Annotated in this window: 15 protein-coding genes and 1 tRNA gene; 1 reads left to right on the top strand and 15 read right to left on the bottom strand. The window is 42.9% G+C overall.

Translation table 11 applies throughout. The features are described 5' to 3' along the window. Positions 1-47: 47 nt before the first annotated feature. The 14 genes from FHS45_RS11540 to FHS45_RS11475 form a co-directional block, all read right to left on the bottom strand. Positions 48-359: an MGMT family protein gene (locus FHS45_RS11540; protein WP_062443520.1), complete on the bottom strand. Its 312-nt coding sequence runs from the start codon at positions 357-359 to the stop codon at positions 48-50. A gap of 351 nt (positions 360-710) precedes the next feature. Then, a complete protein-coding gene (locus tag FHS45_RS11535) occupies positions 711-1,937 on the bottom strand; it encodes a S1C family serine protease (protein ID WP_062443524.1) in 1,227 nt (408 codons plus the stop codon). A 69-nt stretch (positions 1,938-2,006) separates the two neighbouring features. After that, entirely contained in the window at positions 2,007-2,807 is an 801-nt protein-coding gene (locus tag FHS45_RS11530; protein WP_062443528.1) for an MBL fold metallo-hydrolase, read from the bottom strand. A gap of 20 nt (positions 2,808-2,827) precedes the next feature. Further along, positions 2,828-3,742, bottom strand: a complete 915-nt coding sequence (locus FHS45_RS11525; RefSeq protein WP_062443532.1) for a two-component system regulatory protein YycI — start codon at positions 3,740-3,742, stop codon at positions 2,828-2,830. Between the two features lies 1 nt (position 3,743). Beyond that, complete coding sequence (locus tag FHS45_RS11520; protein ID WP_062443535.1) at positions 3,744-5,066, bottom strand: YycH family regulatory protein; 1,323 nt, start codon at positions 5,064-5,066, stop codon at positions 3,744-3,746. Continuing rightward, the gene (walK, locus tag FHS45_RS11515) at positions 5,063-6,883 is read right to left on the bottom strand and encodes a cell wall metabolism sensor histidine kinase WalK (RefSeq protein ID WP_062443539.1); all 1,821 of its coding nucleotides are present in this window, start codon (positions 6,881-6,883) and stop codon (positions 5,063-5,065) included. The genes FHS45_RS11520 and walK overlap by 4 nt, the downstream gene beginning before the upstream one ends. A 6-nt stretch (positions 6,884-6,889) precedes the next feature. Further along, on the bottom strand, positions 6,890-7,594 hold the full coding sequence (gene yycF, locus FHS45_RS11510; RefSeq protein ID WP_062443543.1) for a response regulator YycF: 705 nt from the start codon (positions 7,592-7,594) through the stop codon (positions 6,890-6,892). 154 nt (positions 7,595-7,748) lie between these two features. Further along, on the bottom strand, positions 7,749-9,107 hold the full coding sequence (locus tag FHS45_RS20475) for a peptidoglycan DD-metalloendopeptidase family protein (RefSeq protein WP_166761409.1): 1,359 nt from the start codon (positions 9,105-9,107) through the stop codon (positions 7,749-7,751). A gap of 481 nt (positions 9,108-9,588) precedes the next feature. Further along, positions 9,589-9,661, bottom strand: a tRNA-Phe gene (locus FHS45_RS11500). Positions 9,662-9,934: 273 nt separating this feature from the next. Further along, a complete protein-coding gene (locus FHS45_RS11495) occupies positions 9,935-11,227 on the bottom strand; it encodes an adenylosuccinate synthase (protein ID WP_062443548.1) in 1,293 nt (430 codons plus the stop codon). Between the two features lie 286 nt (positions 11,228-11,513). Next, complete coding sequence (dnaB, locus tag FHS45_RS11490; protein WP_062443552.1) at positions 11,514-12,872, bottom strand: replicative DNA helicase; 1,359 nt, start codon at positions 12,870-12,872, stop codon at positions 11,514-11,516. Between the two features lie 37 nt (positions 12,873-12,909). Beyond that, entirely contained in the window at positions 12,910-13,356 is a 447-nt protein-coding gene (gene rplI, locus FHS45_RS11485) for a 50S ribosomal protein L9 (protein ID WP_062443554.1), read from the bottom strand. After that, entirely contained in the window at positions 13,353-15,329 is a 1,977-nt protein-coding gene (locus FHS45_RS11480) for a DHH family phosphoesterase (RefSeq protein WP_062443557.1), read from the bottom strand. The genes rplI and FHS45_RS11480 overlap by 4 nt, the downstream gene beginning before the upstream one ends. A gap of 33 nt (positions 15,330-15,362) precedes the next feature. Further along, positions 15,363-16,334, bottom strand: a complete 972-nt coding sequence (locus tag FHS45_RS11475; protein ID WP_243847140.1) for a YybS family protein — start codon at positions 16,332-16,334, stop codon at positions 15,363-15,365. A 177-nt stretch (positions 16,335-16,511) separates the two neighbouring features. On the opposite strand from FHS45_RS11475, the gene FHS45_RS11470 reads away from it, so the two are divergent. After that, on the top strand, positions 16,512-17,327 hold the full coding sequence (locus FHS45_RS11470; RefSeq protein WP_062443561.1) for a histidinol-phosphatase HisJ family protein: 816 nt from the start codon (positions 16,512-16,514) through the stop codon (positions 17,325-17,327). A gap of 48 nt (positions 17,328-17,375) precedes the next feature. Here the strand turns inward: FHS45_RS11470 and serA are convergent, their stop codons facing one another. Next, the gene (gene serA / locus FHS45_RS11465) at positions 17,376-18,962 is read right to left on the bottom strand and encodes a phosphoglycerate dehydrogenase (protein ID WP_062443565.1); all 1,587 of its coding nucleotides are present in this window, start codon (positions 18,960-18,962) and stop codon (positions 17,376-17,378) included. Positions 18,963-19,323 lie beyond the last annotated feature (361 nt).

Genomic DNA, 19,323 nt, shown 5'->3' with positions numbered 1-19,323 from the left:
CCTCCTTCACTCCTTATTAATTATTGTCTTCCTAAAAATCGTTTTTATTAAACTTCTGGATGGTGTTGGTACTGCTCTAAATCCACCCGGCCCTCATCTGTTATTGTCACGTCTTCACTTTCCAGAGAGAGGCGCTGGACTTCACTCCCGGCTTCATCACGAATGACGATTTCCCCTTGTGCATTGACAACACGATGCCAGGGCAGCTTGTATTTTTGACTCATGGAGTGAAGAATACGCGCGACTTGTCTCGCTCCGCGCGGGCTGCCTGCCAGCCTTGCGATTTGCCCATAAGTCATAACTTTGCCTGGAGGAATCGTCGAAATAATTTTCACGACATCTTGCGTAAAGGATTCCATGATTATTCTCCTTTTAATAAGTGGATATAGGAAATGTTTAATACTATCCTACAAAAATTTTTATAAAAATACATCCACAAGTGGAAAAAGTTTAATTTTTCTGAGAGTTACTAACAATTATCCACAAATTTATTAACAATCCCTGTTAATTTTAACTTATTCACATAATACTCCCCAATACAAACAGGTTATGCACAGAACTTATTCACATATTCACAGGTCATACCAGTTATTTAGTATAGGAATTCATGTTCGCTACTATATATATATCATTTATCCTCATGTTACTAACATGCTGTGGATAATATCATAAAAAAACTGCCTCTTATTAAAAGAGACAGTGTAAATGCTTTAAAAGTCTTCTTGTGAGACGAGCGTGACTGTAGTTTCCTGTTGCTCCCCATTCCGGTAGAACGTAACCGTCATTTCATCGCCTACTTTTTTGTCATGATACAGGTGCTGTCGCAACTCGATGATATTCTGGATCGGTTCTCCATCCAGCTCCGTGATGACATCTAATTGCTCCAATCCTGCTTTAGATGCAGGAGACATTGGTTCTACGGTGCGGATATAAACACCGTTATCCACGTCCTCTGGAAGTTTCAATGTGTCGGAACGCTCACCTCTTGGTACATCAGATATAGAGTATGCCTCAACACCAAGGAATGGACGCTTCACTTGGCCTTCATTTTCTAATTCATCAATAATCGGTTTCGCTTCATCAATCGGAATAGCAAAGCCTATGCCTTCCACAGCAGAACGGGCAATTTTCATGGAATTGATACCAATCAACTGGCCTTCAATATTGATCAGGGCCCCTCCACTATTACCGGGATTGATCGCTGCATCCGTCTGAATGACATCCGCCTGCCAATCCGCTTCCCCGTCACCATTAAAATCCTGCGGAATCGCGCGCTGCTTGCCACTGATAATCCCCTTTGTGACAGAACCGGAGAATTGCAAACCTAATGGACTTCCAATCGCAATTGCCGGCTCGCCGACCTTGATATTTTCCGACTTGCCGATTGGAATCGCTTTTTCCACTTCCTCAGAAGGCATTTTTAGTACAGCTAAGTCTGTAAATAAATCACTGCCGACGATTTCTGCTGTAATCCGGCTCTCATTAGCCAGGGCGACTTCGACTTTATCGGCTCCCTGGATTACATGGTGGTTTGTGACAACATAGGCTGTGTCACCATCCACTTTATAGATGACCCCGGAACCCGTGCCTGCTTCCCCTTCTTCCTGCTCCTGCCAAAAATTAGCTCGTGATTGCAAATTGACAACCCCGACGACAGCCGGCGCGACGTCTTCAACAATCTCTGTGACTTGGGTAGTGACATCTACTTCGACACTCTGCGTATTGCCCGATATGTTCTGATCTTCATCAACAATTCGGTTTTCATCTTCTGCGCCTGACAAATCATAAGGAAGCAAATCTGACTGTATCAATGCCGGCATTGCTAATATCATTAAGACAGCGCCCAAGATGATTCCCACGACAGCTGGCATCGCCCAGCTTTTTTTCTTCTTTGGCTGATGACGTGTCTGTGAAGAATGGTCGTCATAATAACCCATCGGCTCACCCATTCCTTTCTATTTGTATTGGAATATCTTAGTAAAACCTGGCTTGTTGCCAGGAACTGCTTATGATCCCACTACATATAAAGGTGTCGGCTGATTTGGATCCGTGTCATGGAGTTCGATACGGGAATCCAGTTCAAATCCTCTTTCTGTCAGCAAATTGCTGACAGACATACGAGCAAGATCTTTCATATTGTTATCTTGACTTAAATGGGCTAAATAAATACGCTTTGTTCGATCCGTTATGATATCGGTCAATGCAAGTGCACAATCTTCATTGGATACATGACCAGAGTCGCCAAGGATTCTCCGTTTGACATTCCATGGATATCTTCCGACCCGAAGCATATCTACATCATGATTCGCTTCAAAAATATAGGCATCAGAACCTTCAACTATTTTTTTGATTCGTTCTGACACATATCCTAAATCGGTCACAAGAGAAACTTTTTTTCCGTTGTGCCGGAACGTATAAAACATCGGGTCTGCAGCATCATGGGAAACACCAAACGATTCCACGTCCAGATCCCCAAAAGACTTTACTTCTTCCATTCCAAAATGAAATTTTTGATCAAGCGTCAGTTTACCAAGGGAGCCTTCCATTGCATGCCACGTTTTTTCATTGGCGTAGATCGGCAGATTATACTTTCGTGCGATAATACCCAATCCCTTGATATGATCACTGTGTTCATGAGTGACCAGAATTTTAGTCAATTCTTTGGGGTTGATGCCCACATCCGCCATCGCCTGGTCGATCTTTTTTCCGCTCAGTCCGGCGTCGACTAAAATTTTCTCTTGTTCTGTTTCTATATAAAAAGCGTTTCCTGTACTTCCAGAAGCAAGTACGCTAAACTTCAAGGTCATAGATCGACCCTCCAACTGTATTATTCATTCGAATCATCACTTTCCAGACTTTCATCCGAAGCGTCTTTCTCTTCTGATTCCTCTTCTTCCGGAGGAATAGAGACCCCAGCCGTTTCCATTGTATCTAGAATAAACTCGTCCTCTTCTATATCCAGTACTTTTCCCTCGGTTGCATTGACAAAATATATTTCTTCACTGTTGACAGTGATTTTCCATGTCGGAGCAAATACTTGAATACCGGTCGGATCTTCCTTATTCGTCTTCGTCTTGGAATGATAACCGACAACCATATCCGTAATTTTGTCACCAGATGCAAGATCCCCATTATCATACAACTGATAGACGGCTGAAATCGGCTGAACAAGTTCCGTTTTTTCATTTTCCGATTCAATATTACCGAGTCTAGTTTGATAATAACCAGTAATGCTTCCATCTTCAACCAAAAACATCAATAAGCCACTTTCGTTAAAATAAATCGTCCGGTTATTATTTTTCTGGAAAAATAGCAGAACATTTTGTTCTTCGTTTTTCCCCCAATAAGCATACTGGTCCCCGTAGATAATGTAGTCGTCCACCTTATCCATGATCTCTTCACTGCTATCATCTTCTTCGAGAGGGATAGGGTCATTAAACTCAATATACAAGAGATTATCATTATTAAAATCGGGACGACTGATGCCTTCAATGCTGTCAAGGGCCTCCATATCCTCTTCTGAAAATTCGGCACGGCTTCCGTTAATAAATGCGATATCTTCCTGCTCCTCAGGGATTTCGGAGTAATCTATATTCTCCAAAGCAAGCTGTTCTTCTGCTGGCGTGCTTTCTTCAATTTGTTCTAAGTTTTCATCTTGCTTCCCTAAAAATTGCTGCAGTAAAAACAGGTCGAGAATTAGAAAGCTCAGGATAAACAGTGTTTTGATTTGCCCCCATTGCATTCTAATTCCCTCCTTTCAAAACCGAAAAGTTCTCATCAGGATCCACGTTATACCAATTGCCATTATATTTAATAAACCAGCTCGGCATCATCGTATAGACATCGTCATATTCATTGTCAGAAGGAACCATCCTATACCCGATTCGGATATCTTCAATCATGCGTTCGTTAAACTGTTTAGAACTTTCCAACTCAGCGAGAATATCTTCACCAGCGGCCAGCGTAACATTACCGCCTTCCTCCTGGTTCGTATCATAGGTGACAGCAATATGGATCAATGGTCTTTGGTAGATATATAATTCTTCCTGGCGATATTTGACCATGATTTCCGACAAATTACTTTTATCAAGGATTGGGTAACCATTGTAATTCATTTGATAAGATACCTGCTGGTCGGATATGTCACTTAAATGATAGTCACCTGTCCATCCTTCATGGGCGTTAATAAAGGACAGGCTTTCGCTTATAACCTTATCGGTGTCCAAAGGAAGGCCTTCTTTAGTCAATGCCTTTTCCAACTTCACGCTTTTTTCATCCGGGGCTATTCGCAGCTCACTATCAAAATCTGAAAAGATTTCTGTCCCATCACTTTTGATACTGCTTTTTACCCGCGATACGTCATCGAACAAGGTGTTCAATAAAGGTTCTGTACCGACGGGGCTGACAGAAATATCATGGCGTGCCAGGACCACTTCATTTTTTGGTATAAATAGACGGGTTTCTTCTGTCTGATAAGACATCATCTCAACTTTATTATCAAGGGATTGATGCTCCTGAACCATTGTCTGATAGGCATCTGTCGACTGCACTTGTGCCCGGACGGTATGTTCACCATCAGCTGAAATAAACAAAACATCGGTGATCGCTTCATTGCTTTCATCTAAAATAAATAATATATGCTTAAAGTTACCAGTCGGTATACTAACCTTTTCATCGTCACTGACTTTAAACAAATTCGGAATCATCTGTGTAGGAATTTCGGTAGGTAAGACGAATTCCGTCATATCATGATTGTCGGGAAAGCCGGTCTCACTTGTTTCAAAATTATATAGGTTGAAATTTTGGGTTTGTCTGTATAATTGGTGTTTACTTGCAGGGCTTTTATAGCTGTAATCACCTGAAAGGGTATGGAATATTATATTTTTCGGAACAATTACCTCACTGGTTGTCAGTGTCTGTCCATTCTCAATTTTTGTATTCTCAATAATCGGATCATCATCCTGGGTTTCATGATTCGGCTGATAATTCCATAAAGCGACAGTTAAAAACAAACTGAACATAATCAGTATAAACAAAATGATCGTCTTCAAGGTTTCAAAATTCATGCATTACCCCTCCGCTTCTTTTTTACAAGCGGCAATGTAAAGTGGATAGTCGTACCTCTATTTTCTTTGCTTTCCGCCCATATTTGACCATGATGTGCTTCAATCATTTCCCGGGCAATAGCAAGTCCAAGACCGGTTCCTCCCAGTTTACGGGTACGGGCTTTATCGACACGATAGAATCTGTCAAAGATCTTATCGACCTTTTCAGCCGGAATGCCCATCCCTTCATCTGATACACTGACTTGAATTTTATTATGAGCTGTTTTGGTATAAAAACGAATGGTTCCGCCTTCCGGTGAATACTTAATGGCGTTCGAAATAATATTATCCATGACCTGGGTTATTTTATCTTTGTCCATCCATACATAGACTTTTTCGTTCGGAAGGTTTCTTTCGAATTTAATCCCTTCCGGTTCATTCATTTCAAAGCGATCGATAATATGATGGTAAAAACCGTTAAATTCGACACGATCTTTGATTAATTCATGGCCTTGGTTGTCCATCTTCGACAATTGAAGCAAATCATTGACAAGGCGGATCATACGCTCGGTCTCATTTTGGGTGACGTCGAGGAACCTGGGTGCAATTTCTTTATCCTGCCACGCACCGTCGGTTAGTGCTTCCAAGTAACTTCTCATTGTAGTCAGCGGGGTGCGCAGCTCATGCGACACATTGGAAACGAATTCCCGGCGTTCCCGTTCTACTTTTTCCTGCTCGGTTACATCACTGATAACCGTGATAAACCCATTCATATTCTGACGTTCATCCAGAACATAGGAAAAATTGGCTTTCAGGACCATGTATTGCTCATCCGTGCTCATATCAATCAGCATCGAGCCGGCATCCTGCACTTCAGATATATCTGTAATCTGATCATTGATATCCAAAACATCAATCAGGGACTGTCCCTGGACGTCTTCAAAACTTCGACCGATCAACTGGGAAGCCGGTTTATTCATTAGCGTGATCGCTCCCAGCCTGTCTGTGGCGATGACACCGTCCGACATATTAGCCAATACGGAACTAAGCTTCCTCCGTTCACCTTCTGTGGTGGCTTGAGCAAGCTGGATTTTGTCATTCAAATCATTAAATGTGATAGCTAATTGACCGATTTCATCCGAGCCATAGACATTTACTTTTTGAGAGAAATCACCGGCCGCCATTTTCTTAGCCTGCTTTCTCATTTCCGTAATCGGTCTGGTGATCGTCCGGGCTACTAATATCCCCAATAAAGCAGTGATGGTAAGGGAAATTAAGGTTCCGTTAGCAAAGATGCCATTGATCTCACGCATTTGCTTGTATATTTCATTCATTTCAGCTTCGAGATATATAGCGCCGACCGTCTCCCCCTCTATCATAATGGGAAACGTTCGAACAAGTATCCGGTCATTTTCTTCACTAACCACGATTTTTTCTCTGGACTCCCCTAACAGCAACGTACTTTGGATATTAGAATCGCGTGTTTTCTTGCCAATATTATCCTGCTGTCCATATCCATAAGTCGCTAGAATCCGGCTGTTATTATCCACCACGTACAATTCGGAAATATCACTTACTTCGAAGTCACCGATAATGGATTGCACATCTGTTTCCAGGGAGTCATCATCCTCGGTCCGCTCTTGATCAAAAGACTGGGTCAGGCTGTAGGTCAGCCACTGGATCCGGTCGTTTATTGAACTTTTAAAGTTGTCTTCTAAGTTCTGCTCCAGGTTTTGGGCGAAATATGCTCCAATTACCTGAATCCCTAAGAGTAGGAGCAGAATGTAAACGAGTATGATCTTCAGGCGGACCGATTGGAAAAAGCCAACTTTATTCATAGAAAACTACTCCTGCTCTGGATTACGTAAATAATACCCTACGCCACGTCGTGTAACGATCCATGTCGGATTACTTGGGCTCTCCTCGATTTTTTCCCGCAACCTTCTCACGGTAACGTCAACCGTACGTACATCCCCATAATAATCATAACCCCATACAGTCTCGAGCAAATGTTCTCGCGTCATTACCTGTCCAATATGTTTCGCAAGATAGTGAAGCAATTCAAATTCACGGTGGGTCAACTCAATATAGTCTCCATCACGTGTAACCGTATAAGCATCCGGGTGGATGACCAGTCGGCCGATTTTAATATCCTTTGACTGGGTTGCCGGGTCTTCCGGTTCTTGGAAACGGCGGCGCAAGTTCGCTTTCACCCTGGCAATCAGTTCCCGATTATTAAACGGCTTCGTAACATAATCATCGGCACCAAGCTCAAGCCCCAGCACTTTATCAATTTCTGAGTCTTTTGCTGTCAGCATGATAATCGGCATATTGTGTTTTTTCCGGACTTCACGACAGACTTCGTTACCGTCTTTATTCGGAAGCATAATATCAAGCAGAATCAAATCCGGATTCTCTGCATCTGCAAGTTCGATCGCTTCATCGCCATCGTGGGCACAGACTACCGTATACCCTTCTTTTTCCAAGTTAAATTTTAAGATATCTGCAATTGGTTTTTCATCATCTACTACTAATATTTTTTGACTCATTGAATTCACATCCCTTTTCCATCCAAGTTTAGTTGATGCGTCTAGTTTATTTTACCTCATTTTCATGCAATTGTCTTTTTAAGGCAAACACTTACTCATACAATAACATAGCCGCGCTGCAAATACTTGCGCGCGGCTATGATTTCTAGTTCATTTATTTTGATACATATTTCAGCGGATTTACCGGTGAGCCATTCTTATGGACTTCAAAGTGTAGATGTACACCAGTTGATTGGCCGGTGGTACCCATCACACCGATTTTGTCTCCGGCAGCTACCTTATCGCCAACATTAACGCTGATAGAACTTAAGTGAGAATATGTTGTCTTGTAGCCATTTTTGTGATCAATTTCGACTTTATTTCCATATCCTCCACTATTGAACTGCGCATAGGTGACTTCACCGCCATCAGCAGCTTTGATCGTCTTGTCGCTGACTCCGGCGATATCAATGCCGTTATGGGCTTTCCCCCAGCGTTGTCCCATCTTACTTGTGATTGTCCCGCCTACGGCCGGCCAGGTAAACTTGCCGTCTCCTGTAGAAGGTTTCTCTTTCGTACCTTTGAGGATGATTTCTTTCTTAGGATCTTCTACTGTTTTTTCATCCAGTTTCTCTGTTTCGGTTGTTTCTCCATTCACTTTCGTAACGGCGTAATGGATTTCTTTCGTGCCATCAGAGCCCTTCTGCTCTACTTTTGTTTCGCCTTTATAAAGTTCATCTGTATTCTTAGTTTCTGTCTCATGTGCGATCTTGGCTTCCTTGATCTCTTCTTCTTTGACGATAACGTCCACATAAGACTCCATTTCAGTTACGGTAACATTTTCATCTTCTTTAAGATCATCATTGCTTTCAATCTCTTCGTTAATCTTGAAAAATTCTTCTTCCGTCATATCATACTTTTCAATAATATCACCGATGGTTTCTCCGTCTTTCACCGTGTGATCTTTTTCTGCTGCCTTTCCAGACTTCAGTAGATCCACCGCTTCTTCTACTGTGGCAACTTTCTCAGGGTCTACAGTAGTCTTTGCGTTAGAAATTTCCTCAGACAAGGAAACGTCCACTACAGCAGAATTTCCTTTCTCAATTTCTATATTTTTTTCATTTTCCATGTTTAACTCTGCTTCTTCCAGGGTAGATTCATCCATGTGTGCCAATTTTAATTGTTTGACGACGTCTTCTGCGTCTTCCTTGGTAGGGAGGTTAGCGATTGTTTCCCCGTCAATTTCTACCGTGTACACTTCTGCTTGTATATCTATTTCATTTTCTATCTGCTCCGTGACCTGACCGTTATCATTGGACGGTTCAAATAACTTTTCGGCCACAAAATTAACTTCATCCGCCGTGGTGAGATTCATATTTTCATATTCTTCTTGAGCTTCATCGATACGATCATCGATGACTTGTTCAACCATTTCCTTATCATCAACTGCACCTATGTAGCCTTCTCCTACATATACATGATAAACAGTGGAGAGTTCGCCTTCCGCCTGGACCGCAGGATGTACTAAAACCACGGTACTGAAAAGGAAGGTAAGCATTAATTTTTTCCAAAAACCCGTATTTCCTGACGACTGTTTCCTTCTGAAAAGTGTTTCCCTCACTACGAAAATCCTCCCAAGTCATCTTTATCTCTATCTCTAAATTACTTAATAATTTTGTCACTTCATCAATCTATCATAATGTAGAAGGTTGTCGAAACAGGAAACCTGCATTTGTAATACACTTATAATATCCATGGCAGATACAGGTAACATTAGCAAAATGCGCTTTAATTTACAGTTATTAAAAACGCAGTGATAGCAAGGGTTGAAGGGGAGTTGTCCAAATGTTTTTTCAATTGCATTACAATTTTGTTTCAATAAGTTAGAACTATTTGGCTTGTCGCAAGTTTTACGAAAGCCTTAGTAGTTCTTATATTTTGGTTCTTGTTAATCAATTTAAGCTTTTTAAAATGCAAAAAAGAGGCCTGAATATTTTCAGACCTCTTCTTCGCAGTGGCTTGGGACGGAATCGAACCGCCGACACACGGATTTTCAGTCCGTTGCTCTACCGACTGAGCTACCAAGCCATATTATATTATAGGATTCTTGCCACATGTTCATGTGAGTGTGCTCGTCGTCCAACTCATTTGATCACTCTTCTGACCTCATTTTGTTGGTTCTATGAAGTATCGAATATATAAGTGACAAAGCTCGCCTGCTTTCGACAACGTGGTTAATCGTATCATAATAATAGATAAAGTGGCAATAGTTTTTTAGAAATTAGTAAAAGAAAAATCAGCTCGATAACCATAAAAAGAGAGTCAGGAAATCAAGTGATTTCCTGACTCTCTTCTCTATGATCAATCTGCGCTGTATACACTGCGTACGACATTAGTCTGGGAACGATCTGGTCCTACGGAGAAAATCGACAATGGAATCCCGGTAAGCTGTGAGATACGTTCCACATAATGGCGGGCATTAGCCGGCAGCTCATGGAGACTTTTTACGCCTGTAATATCTTCCGTCCATCCTGGCATTTCTTCATAGACAGGTTCACATTCTGCAAGCACCTTTAAACTTGCCGGAAACTCCTCTATGATTTCACCCTTGTATCGGTAAGCGGTACAAATTTTCAATGTCTCTATTCCAGTCAATACATCAATGGAATTCAAGGACAAATCGGTTAGTCCACTTACACGGCGGGCATGACGTACGACCACACTGTCAAACCAGCCAACACGGCGTGGACGGCCGGTAGTCGTACCGTATTCACGACCGACTTCCCGTATTTGTTCGCCGACTTCATCGTCAAGTTCTGTGGGGAATGGTCCATCACCGACACGAGTAGTATAGGCCTTGGATACGCCGACCACATGCTTGATTTTTGTAGGACCAACGCCAGAACCAATGGTAACTCCACCTGCAATCGGGTTAGATGAAGTAACAAATGGATAGGTACCCTGGTCAATATCGAGCATGACCCCCTGTGCTCCTTCAAAAAGGACACGGCGTCCCTCATCCAGATTGTCATTCAAGACAACAGATGTATCGCACACATATTGCTTGATTTGCTGACCATACTCGTAGTATTCCTCTAAGATATCTTCCACGTGCATCGCTTCTGTATCGTATAGTTTTTCAAAATGGCGATTCTTCTCTTCCAGGTTAACCGCAAGCTTTTCATGGAAAGCATCCTTGTCCATCAAATCGGCGATACGGATACCGACACGGGCTGCTTTATCCATGTAGGCAGGGCCGATACCTTTTTTAGTTGTACCAATCTTGTTGGCACCTTTTTCTTCTTCCTGCAATTCGTCAAGCTTCAAATGGTACGGAAGAATAACATGGGCACGGTTGCTGATACGCAGATTGTCCGTCGATACGCCCTTATCATGTAAATATTCCAGTTCTTCTATGAGTGCCTTTGGATCGATTACCATTCCATTGCCAAGCACGCATATTTTATCATCAAAGAATATCCCGGATGGGATCAAGTGTAACTTATAAGTGACACCATCAAATTTAATCGTATGTCCTGCATTGTTTCCGCCTTGATAGCGGGCTACAACTTCGGCATTTTGGGATAGAAAGTCCGTGATTTTACCTTTTCCTTCATCTCCCCACTGGGTTCCTACTACAACTACTGAAGACATAAGGCACCTCCGCCATTGATTATAGTTCATGTGATATTTTATTTAGACACTCGTAAGTGTACCAATAGAAAAAGCATCCGTCAATCCAATAACCGAACATTAAAATTGCATTACATGTATTCGTTCGTGATTATTCCATTTATAGACGAAGGCATTCGACACTGGACCGACCGCTCGATATTCTAATTTCCATTTTATTAGTCGTATCGTCTGTTTTGTTGACGAAAAAATAATTTTTTTGGGCAATATGTAAAAAAGGTAAGCACAGGTTGTGCTCACCTTTCCCTCAGGCTGGTGGTATATCGCTTTCCTGGTAACGGTGATCGAGGTCGACGAACTTGTTGTATTGCTTTACAAAAGCAAGTTCGACCGTTCCAACCGGGCCATTACGCTGCTTGGCAAGGATGATTTCGATATTATTATTCTCGGATTCTTGTTCATAGTAATCTTCCCGATACAGGAAACCTACGATATCGGCATCCTGCTCGATACTTCCTGATTCCCGGAGGTCAGACATCATCGGACGCTTGTCCTGACGGGATTCCACGCCACGGGATAACTGTGATAAGGCGATCAATGGCACATTCAATTCCCGTGCTAACCCTTTTAAGGAACGGGAGATCTCGGAAACCTCCTGCTGCCTGTTTTCTTTGGAGTTGGCACTTCCCTGAATCAGCTGCAGGTAGTCGATCAGAATCATACCGAGCCCATTCTCCTGCTTTAAACGTCGGCATTTGGAACGAATATCACTGACACGGATTCCCGGTGTATCGTCAATATAGATACCAGCGTTAGAGAGGCTTCCCATCGCCATCGTCAGCTTTCCCCAGTCTTCCGCTTCAAGACTGCCTGTACGGAGCCTCTGGGCGTCGATATTGCCTTCCGCGCAAAGCATACGGGAAACAAGCTGATCAGCCCCCATCTCGAGGCTGAAAATAGCGACATTTTCATCGGTATTAATGGCAACATTCTGAGCAATATTCAACGCAAATGCCGTTTTACCCATCGAAGGACGGGCAGCGACGATAATCAAGTCATTACGCTGGAATCCGGAGGTGATTTTATCCAAATCACGATATCCGGTCGGAATACCGGTAACACCTTCTGAATTGTTGTGAAGCTGTTCAATATTGTCGTAAACGTCAATCAAAACGTCTTTAATGTTCTTGAAGGCCCCTGAGTTTTTCCGCTGGGAAACATCCAGGATATTCTTCTCGGCATCATTCAGGACACTGTCGACATCTTCTTCGTCAGAATAACCGGTAGTAACGATATCGGTGGCTGTTTTGATCAGCCGTCTTAAGATAGCCTTTTCATCGACAATACGGGCATAGTATTCGATATTAGCAGCTGTCGGAACGGAATTGGCCAGGTCACTTAAATAAGAGACGCCTCCGACTTCCTCCAGCACTTTGGCATTGGATAATGCCGTAGTTACGGTAACAAGGTCAATCGGTTCTCCTCGGTCCGATAGTGTTAACATCACTTCAAAAACACGCTGATGGCTGGCCCGGTAAAAATCATCAGGTAATAGTTTCTCTGCTGCGGTCGACATAGCTTCAGGCTCTAAAAAGATCGCACCGAGAACCGCCTGCTCGGCTTCAATATTATGAGGCGGGGTGCGATCATTCCAAAATTCACTCACTTGCTGTTCCTCCCCTTTAGAAGAAAAAAGGATGGCATTATTGCTCTTCCACGTGCACCTTGATCGTTCCTGTTACTTCCGGATGAAGTTTTACAGGTACGTTCGTGTAGCCGAGGGTGCGAATTGGATTATCAAGCTCAATCTTACGTTTATCAATTTTGATTTTATGGGTTTTCTTCAGTTCATCGGCAATTTGCTTGCTTGTGATTGAACCGAATAGACGGCCGCCATCACCGGATTTCGCTGTCAGTTTCACTTCAAGTCCGGCCAGTGTTTCTTTCAGCTTTTCAGCTTCTTCTAATTCTTCCTGTTCTAGTTGCTTTTCTTTATTTTTCTTGGCTTTCAGTTCTTTCATATTACCTGGTGTCGCTTCTTTAGCCAGGTTATTTTTCAGCAGATAGTTACGCGCGTAACCATCGGATACATTTTTAACTTCGCCTTTTTTCCCTTTCCCTTTGACATCTTCTAAGAAAATGACCTTCATTCCGATGTTCCTCCTTCAAAGTATTCATCAATGATATCTTGTAACAATGCCTTTGCATCGTTTATGGTTGTATCTTCTAATTGGGTGGCGGCGTTCGTCAAATGCCCGCCCCCATTCATGCGTTCCATGACAACCTGAACATTGACATCCCCAAGTGAACGCGCACTGATTCCGATGCGACCATCTTTTCGTTCAGATATGACAAAGGAAGCTACAACTCCACTCATCGTAAGCAGCGTGTCAGCGGCCTGCGCAATCAGTACAGGTCCGTAGGTCTCCCCTTCATTTCCTGTGGCTATGGCAACACCATCCCGGTAAATTTCCGCACGTTCAATCAATTGACTGCGCCGTACATAAATGTTCAAATCCTCTTTCATGAACTTTTGTACAAGGATGGTATCCGCCCCTTTGGAACGTAAATAAGAAGCAGCATCGAACGTTCTGGATCCCGTACGCAGGGTAAAGCTTTTTGTATCGACAATGATACCAGATAGAAGTGCTGTCGCTTCCAGCATGGAAAGCTTCAGCTTCTTCGGCTGGTATTCTAATAATTCCGTGACCAATTCTGCCGTGGATGATGCATAAGGTTCCATATAGACTAGCGTCGGATCGGATATAAACTCTTCAGCACGACGGTGGTGATCGATCACTACGACGTGCTCTGTCTTGCTTAACAGCTTTTCTTCCACCACCATGGATGGCTTATGCGTATCAACAACGACCAGCAGCGTTTCGGTATTGACCATATCCAAAGCATCTTCCCGTGAAATGAAATGAGACCATAGTTCGTCGTCTTCTCTCACTTCATCGATCATTTTATCGACGCCTGTATCGATTTCATCTTCATCCATGACGATAAAACCTTCTTTTTCATTAGCCTGGGCGATTTTCAAAATACCGATAGCGGCTCCGACAGCATCCATATCGGGAGCTTTATGACCCATAATCAAAACACGGTCGCTTTCCTTAACCAACTCTTTCAACGCATGAGAAATGACCCTTGCGCGTACACGTGTGCGTTTTTCCATTGGGTTCGTCTTTCCGCCATAGAAGCGGACTTTCCCGGTATCATCTTTAATGGCAACCTGATCGCCGCCCCTGCCAAGTGCAAGATCAAGACTGGATTGTGCCAGCTCCCCAAGTTCCGGAAGGCTGACCGGTCCCACACCGATGCCATAACTCAACGTTAATGGGACATTCTGGTTGGATATCAGCTCACGGACTTCATCTAAAATTTCAAACTTCGATTTCTCCAACTGATTTAGGATTTCCTGATTCATGACGGCAAGGAAACGTTCCTGCGAGGTTCTTTTCAAATAAATCCCATATTCGTTTGACCATTTATTTAATATGGACGTCACTTGCGAGTTTAAATGACTCTTGGCTGTATCATCCATGCCCTGGGTGATTTCCTCATAGTTATCAAGGAAAATAATCGACAATACCGTCTGTTCATTGTGATATAAGTGCTGTATCTCTGACTGTTTGGTCCGGTCAAACAGGTATAATAGCCGTTCGTCTTTTTTAATGAAAGTCTGGAACTCGTAATCACCAACCTGGATCCAGGCTTCATTTTTATCCTCTTTGATACAAGTAACCAAGTCCTCTGATAACTCCTGCAGTGATTGACCCACTAATGTTTCTTCATCCCTGGAAAAATCATTCATATAGGGATTTGTCCACTCGACGCGGTAGTTTTCACTAAACAGCACAATCCCGATCGGCATCTCTAATAACGCTTCCTCTCCGACTTTTTTGACCCGGTAGGAAAGCGTAGTAATATATTCCTCGGTTTCGTGAAGCATCGTCTGTTCGGCACGCACTGTATAATAGATAGATGCCGTAAGCAGTAATGTCATCAATAGACCGAGCGTCCATTCGTAATACCAAATGAAAGCAAGCAGGACGATGGACAATAAATAAATGATCCAAAAGTGTCTGCTTATCTTTGGTTTTTTAGCAAATTTCGTCATGAATGTCAGCTCCTACAATCAATATCCACGCATTCATTTTTTGTTTTCTTTGAGACGGCTGCGTAGCGAAAATCCTAAATCAATTATACCTAAGATTCTTACAAGATAAAGCAGAACTGTCGGTAAAAGGATCGTTAAAATGATAGACAAAACAGGAACTGCTTTTGACAGCTTTTTCACATGGGTATAGTAAAAGATAAACGCAAATCCCTGAAGCGCAATCAGTAAACCGGTCACAATGAAAACGTTAATAGCAGCAAGGTAAATCGTGCTGTGCGGATCGGTATTGATCCAGGTAAAGATCATACCAAAAAAGTAATACCATAAAATGGACGTCGGCAGCTTGAAATCTCTGAACTTAGCGAACTTCAAACCAGCCCTGTCCAGCCTGTTGATGATTTTGTAGCTGAGCAGCTGACTGATGAAAGCCATAACAAGCCCCATGATAGCAAACAAACTCGGAATGATATCCGGGAATTGCTTGAATTGTTCCTGCAGCGCCTGAATTTGTTCTTCTGTAGCTTCATTGTCGCCAGTGATGGTCTCCATCATTCCCTCAGTCATAGCAAATGATTCATCCATCATCGTATTGATTTCATCAATCCAATTAACCCCGAATAATAACTGAGTTACCAAAAACACAGCAACCAGACCCAACAGAAAGCCGACCGAACCGATTGCCAGTGTTTCATAGGAAGTTCGCTGTTTATAAAGGGATATCCCGATAAACAGCCCCCCGACTCCGGCCAGCAAGGTTAGTGGCAAAGAATAAATTGTTGCTACCAGCAACGAGAGTATAATAGCAGCGAACAGCATGAGGATCCCTGGTTTGCCGCCGTGCCGATAACTATATAGAATAAAAGGAACGGGCAGTGTAAAAAATACCACGATTCCAAGAAACGGAACAAAAACGTTTATCAATAACAATATCAGATAAACACCTGTCATTAAAGCCCCGTCTGTAATTTGTTTTGACCCCATCATTTCCCCTGACACTCCATTCATTCTCTAAAACAGATATATGCTTCGTTAATGCCTGTGTACCTCCTACCATTCTAACATGTTTCTTCTTGTTACAATAAACAAATACATATATTGACTGCACGGATTCTCTGAATAGCTTTGCCGGGATGATAATAGTTTGATAAGATAAGTCCAACACCAAATCCGAGGAGGCAAATGATGCGGACCGATTATCATGTACATATGCACGAAACAGGCGAGTTTTCCACCGACTATTTAAAAGAGTACCTGGCTAAAGCAAAAAAAGAGGGGATCGACGAGCTGGGGATCTCTGAACATGCCTATTTCTTCCAGGAAACAAAGGACATCATTTCTAATCCATGGATCGATAACCGCCGGGGCCTTGATTTCAAAGATTACCAGGCATTATTCGATCAAGCTGAAAAAGAGGGCTTACCTGTAAAAATGGGGATCGAAATGGATTATACGCCGGGGAAAGAAACTGAGATGAAAGCCTTCATCGATGCACACCCGTTCGATTACGTTATTGGTTCTGTCCACTGGATCGGCGATTGGGGAATCGATTTGGCAATATTTCGTGATGAATACGAAAAACGCGATATTAAGGAAGCTTACCGGCAATATTTTGACCAGGTCGTTACCCTGGCCGAATCGAAACTGTTTGATTTTGTCGGTCATATCGATTTAATTAAAATCTTTTCCTATTGGCCGGATGATAAAGATTTCCTTCATGAGCAATATGACCGTGCTGTAAAAGCACTGGCAGATTCCGGCACTTGTATCGAAATCAGCACAGCAGGTTTAAGGAAGCCGGTAGGAGAGATCTACCCCGATCCGGTTCTCTTGAAAAAATGCTATGAAGCAGACGTAGGAATTGTATTGTGTTCCGATGCCCATAAGCCGGACCATATCGGATATGCCTATGATCAGTCAGTGGAACTTGCGCGCTCCGTCGGTTATGATAAGCTGCACGTATTTTCCCAACGATCTTCGAAAACTGTTCCATTAGATTAAAAAACAATCCCCACAGCTCGAGCATATTGCTCAGCCGTGGGGATATTTTTATAACTGTAAACTATGAACCTGACGGACTTCTTCCATATGACTGATTTTTTCCGTGCAAGCTTCTTCTAATGGTTTATCGACCGTCAATACCATTACCGCATGTCCGCCAAGGTCGGTACGTCCTACCTGCATGGTGGCGATATTAATATTATCTTCCGCTAGCAAATTACCGACTTTACCAATTGCACCTGGTTTATCGTGGTGACGGATAACAACCAAATTTCCAGCTGGCAGGACATCGACAGAGTATTGGTCAAGCTTAACGATCCGCGGCCCAAGTCCATTAAGTAATGTCCCTGACACCGAGCGTGTTTCCTCATTCGTTTGGATTTCTACTGTAATCAGATTAGTGAAACCACGGGAATGGGTCGTTTTTTGCTCATTAATGATGATTCCGCGTTCATCAGCAGCCATAAAAGCATTGACTTCATTTATTCGTGAACCTAAATGAAGACGAAGAATTCCTTTAATAGTATTACGGGTCAACGGGTTCGTTTCATGATCCACCAACTCGCCTGCATAATAGATGTTGACCTTCTCTAATACGCCTTTTGTCAAACGAGAGATGAATTGGCCGAGTTTTTCTGAAAGAGTGAAATAAGGCGCCAGCTGTTCCATCACTTCTTCGGATACAGACGCGATATTCACCGGATTACGAGCATTACCGTCACGAAGGATATGAACGATATCTTTACTGACATCAACTGCAACATTTTCCTGAGCCTCAATTGTGCTGGCACCTAAATGGGGAGTAGCAATGACTTCATCCAATTCCAGCAGCTTATGACCAATTGCTGGTTCTTCTTCGAATACGTCCAAAGCAGCACCGGCAATCTGTTTTTCAACAATGGCATCATAGAGAGCATCTTCATCAATAATTCCACCCCGGGAACAGTTGATGATTCTCGCTGAAGGCTTCATCAGCTGGAAGGCTTCCCGATTAATCATATGTCTTGTTTCTTCCATCAAAGGTGTATGGAGCGTGATAAAGTCAGCTGTTTTCAGCACATCTTCTACACTGCCGTAATCGACACCCATTTTTTCAGCTTTCTCTTTTGTGAGAAATGGATCATAGGCAATGACATTCATCCGCTGGCCTTTCGCACGACGTGCTACTTCTGCTCCAATCCGGCCAAGACCGATGATACCAAGGGTCTTATCTTTCAATTCGACACCAATCATAGCTTTTCGTTCCCATTTATCTTTACGTAACAGGTTATAAGCCTGAGGGATATTCCGTGCCAGTGACATGAGCATTGCCATCGTATGCTCTGCAGCAGAGATGGTATTGCCATCCGGGGCATTGACGACGATAACCCCATGTTCGGTCGCTGCATCCAAATCGATATTATCGACCCCGACGCCTGCACGTCCGATCACTTTCAAATTTGGTGCCGCTTCGACAATTTCCCGGGAAATACGCGTTTGACTTCGGACAATCAACGCCTCCACAGTACTTACTTTTTCCAGCAATTCCTCATGTTCCATACCTGGTGTGTTGATGACCTCAACATCTTCTGCATTTTTTAAGGGGGTGAGGCCCTCTTCGCTAAGGGGGTCACAAATCAAGACACGAAAACTCATTACCCTGTCTCCTTTCCACTCTATACCGGATTTCCTTCAGTAATTTCCATCACTAAAGTGAATAATATTTTCTATCCTAACAAACCCTCCCTATTTGTCAATCTATTCAAACAATTGCCCCTCCTTTCTAAGCGCTTACATTGTTTTCACTGCAACATTTCACTTTTTTTAAGTAGATTAGTAATTTGAAGCTTATTCAATTAAAGGGCCGAGAAGTCGAAGACTTGATTTCGAGATATTGGTTGGAGGAGCGGGTCGTGGGGGAACGAGTCGCTTTCCACGGGAGTTCGTTGAGCCTCCTCGAGCTAACGCTCTGCGGGGTCTCACCTGGAACTCTTTTCCCGTAGGAGTCTCCCCGTTT

It is taken from the genome of Thalassobacillus devorans (assembly GCF_011761345.1).
In the GTDB taxonomy this organism is placed as follows: Bacteria; Bacillota; Bacilli; order Bacillales; family Halobacillaceae; genus Thalassobacillus; species Thalassobacillus devorans.
This window is presented reverse-complemented; position numbering and strand designations above follow the sequence as displayed.

What these genes read in the sequence shown, in the direction of transcription:
- yycF (WP_062443543.1), bottom strand. Translation starts at nt 7,594, where the DNA reads ATGAGTCAAAAAATATTAGTAGTAGATGATGAAAAACCAATTGCAGAT.
- FHS45_RS11470 (WP_062443561.1), top strand. Translation starts at nt 16,512, where the DNA reads ATGCGGACCGATTATCATGTACATATGCACGAAACAGGCGAGTTTTCC.
- FHS45_RS11520 (WP_062443535.1), bottom strand. Translation starts at nt 5,066, where the DNA reads ATGAATTTTGAAACCTTGAAGACGATCATTTTGTTTATACTGATTATG.
- FHS45_RS11475 (WP_243847140.1), bottom strand. Translation starts at nt 16,334, where the DNA reads ATGAATGGAGTGTCAGGGGAAATGATGGGGTCAAAACAAATTACAGAC.
- FHS45_RS11540 (WP_062443520.1), bottom strand. Translation starts at nt 359, where the DNA reads ATGGAATCCTTTACGCAAGATGTCGTGAAAATTATTTCGACGATTCCT.
- walK (WP_062443539.1), bottom strand. Translation starts at nt 6,883, where the DNA reads ATGAATAAAGTTGGCTTTTTCCAATCGGTCCGCCTGAAGATCATACTC.
- rplI (WP_062443554.1), bottom strand. Translation starts at nt 13,356, where the DNA reads ATGAAGGTCATTTTCTTAGAAGATGTCAAAGGGAAAGGGAAAAAAGGC.
- serA (WP_062443565.1), bottom strand. Translation starts at nt 18,962, where the DNA reads ATGAGTTTTCGTGTCTTGATTTGTGACCCCCTTAGCGAAGAGGGCCTC.
- FHS45_RS11530 (WP_062443528.1), bottom strand. Translation starts at nt 2,807, where the DNA reads ATGACCTTGAAGTTTAGCGTACTTGCTTCTGGAAGTACAGGAAACGCT.
- FHS45_RS11495 (WP_062443548.1), bottom strand. Translation starts at nt 11,227, where the DNA reads ATGTCTTCAGTAGTTGTAGTAGGAACCCAGTGGGGAGATGAAGGAAAA.
- FHS45_RS11480 (WP_062443557.1), bottom strand. Translation starts at nt 15,329, where the DNA reads ATGACGAAATTTGCTAAAAAACCAAAGATAAGCAGACACTTTTGGATC.
- FHS45_RS11525 (WP_062443532.1), bottom strand. Translation starts at nt 3,742, where the DNA reads ATGCAATGGGGGCAAATCAAAACACTGTTTATCCTGAGCTTTCTAATT.
- FHS45_RS11535 (WP_062443524.1), bottom strand. Translation starts at nt 1,937, where the DNA reads ATGGGTTATTATGACGACCATTCTTCACAGACACGTCATCAGCCAAAG.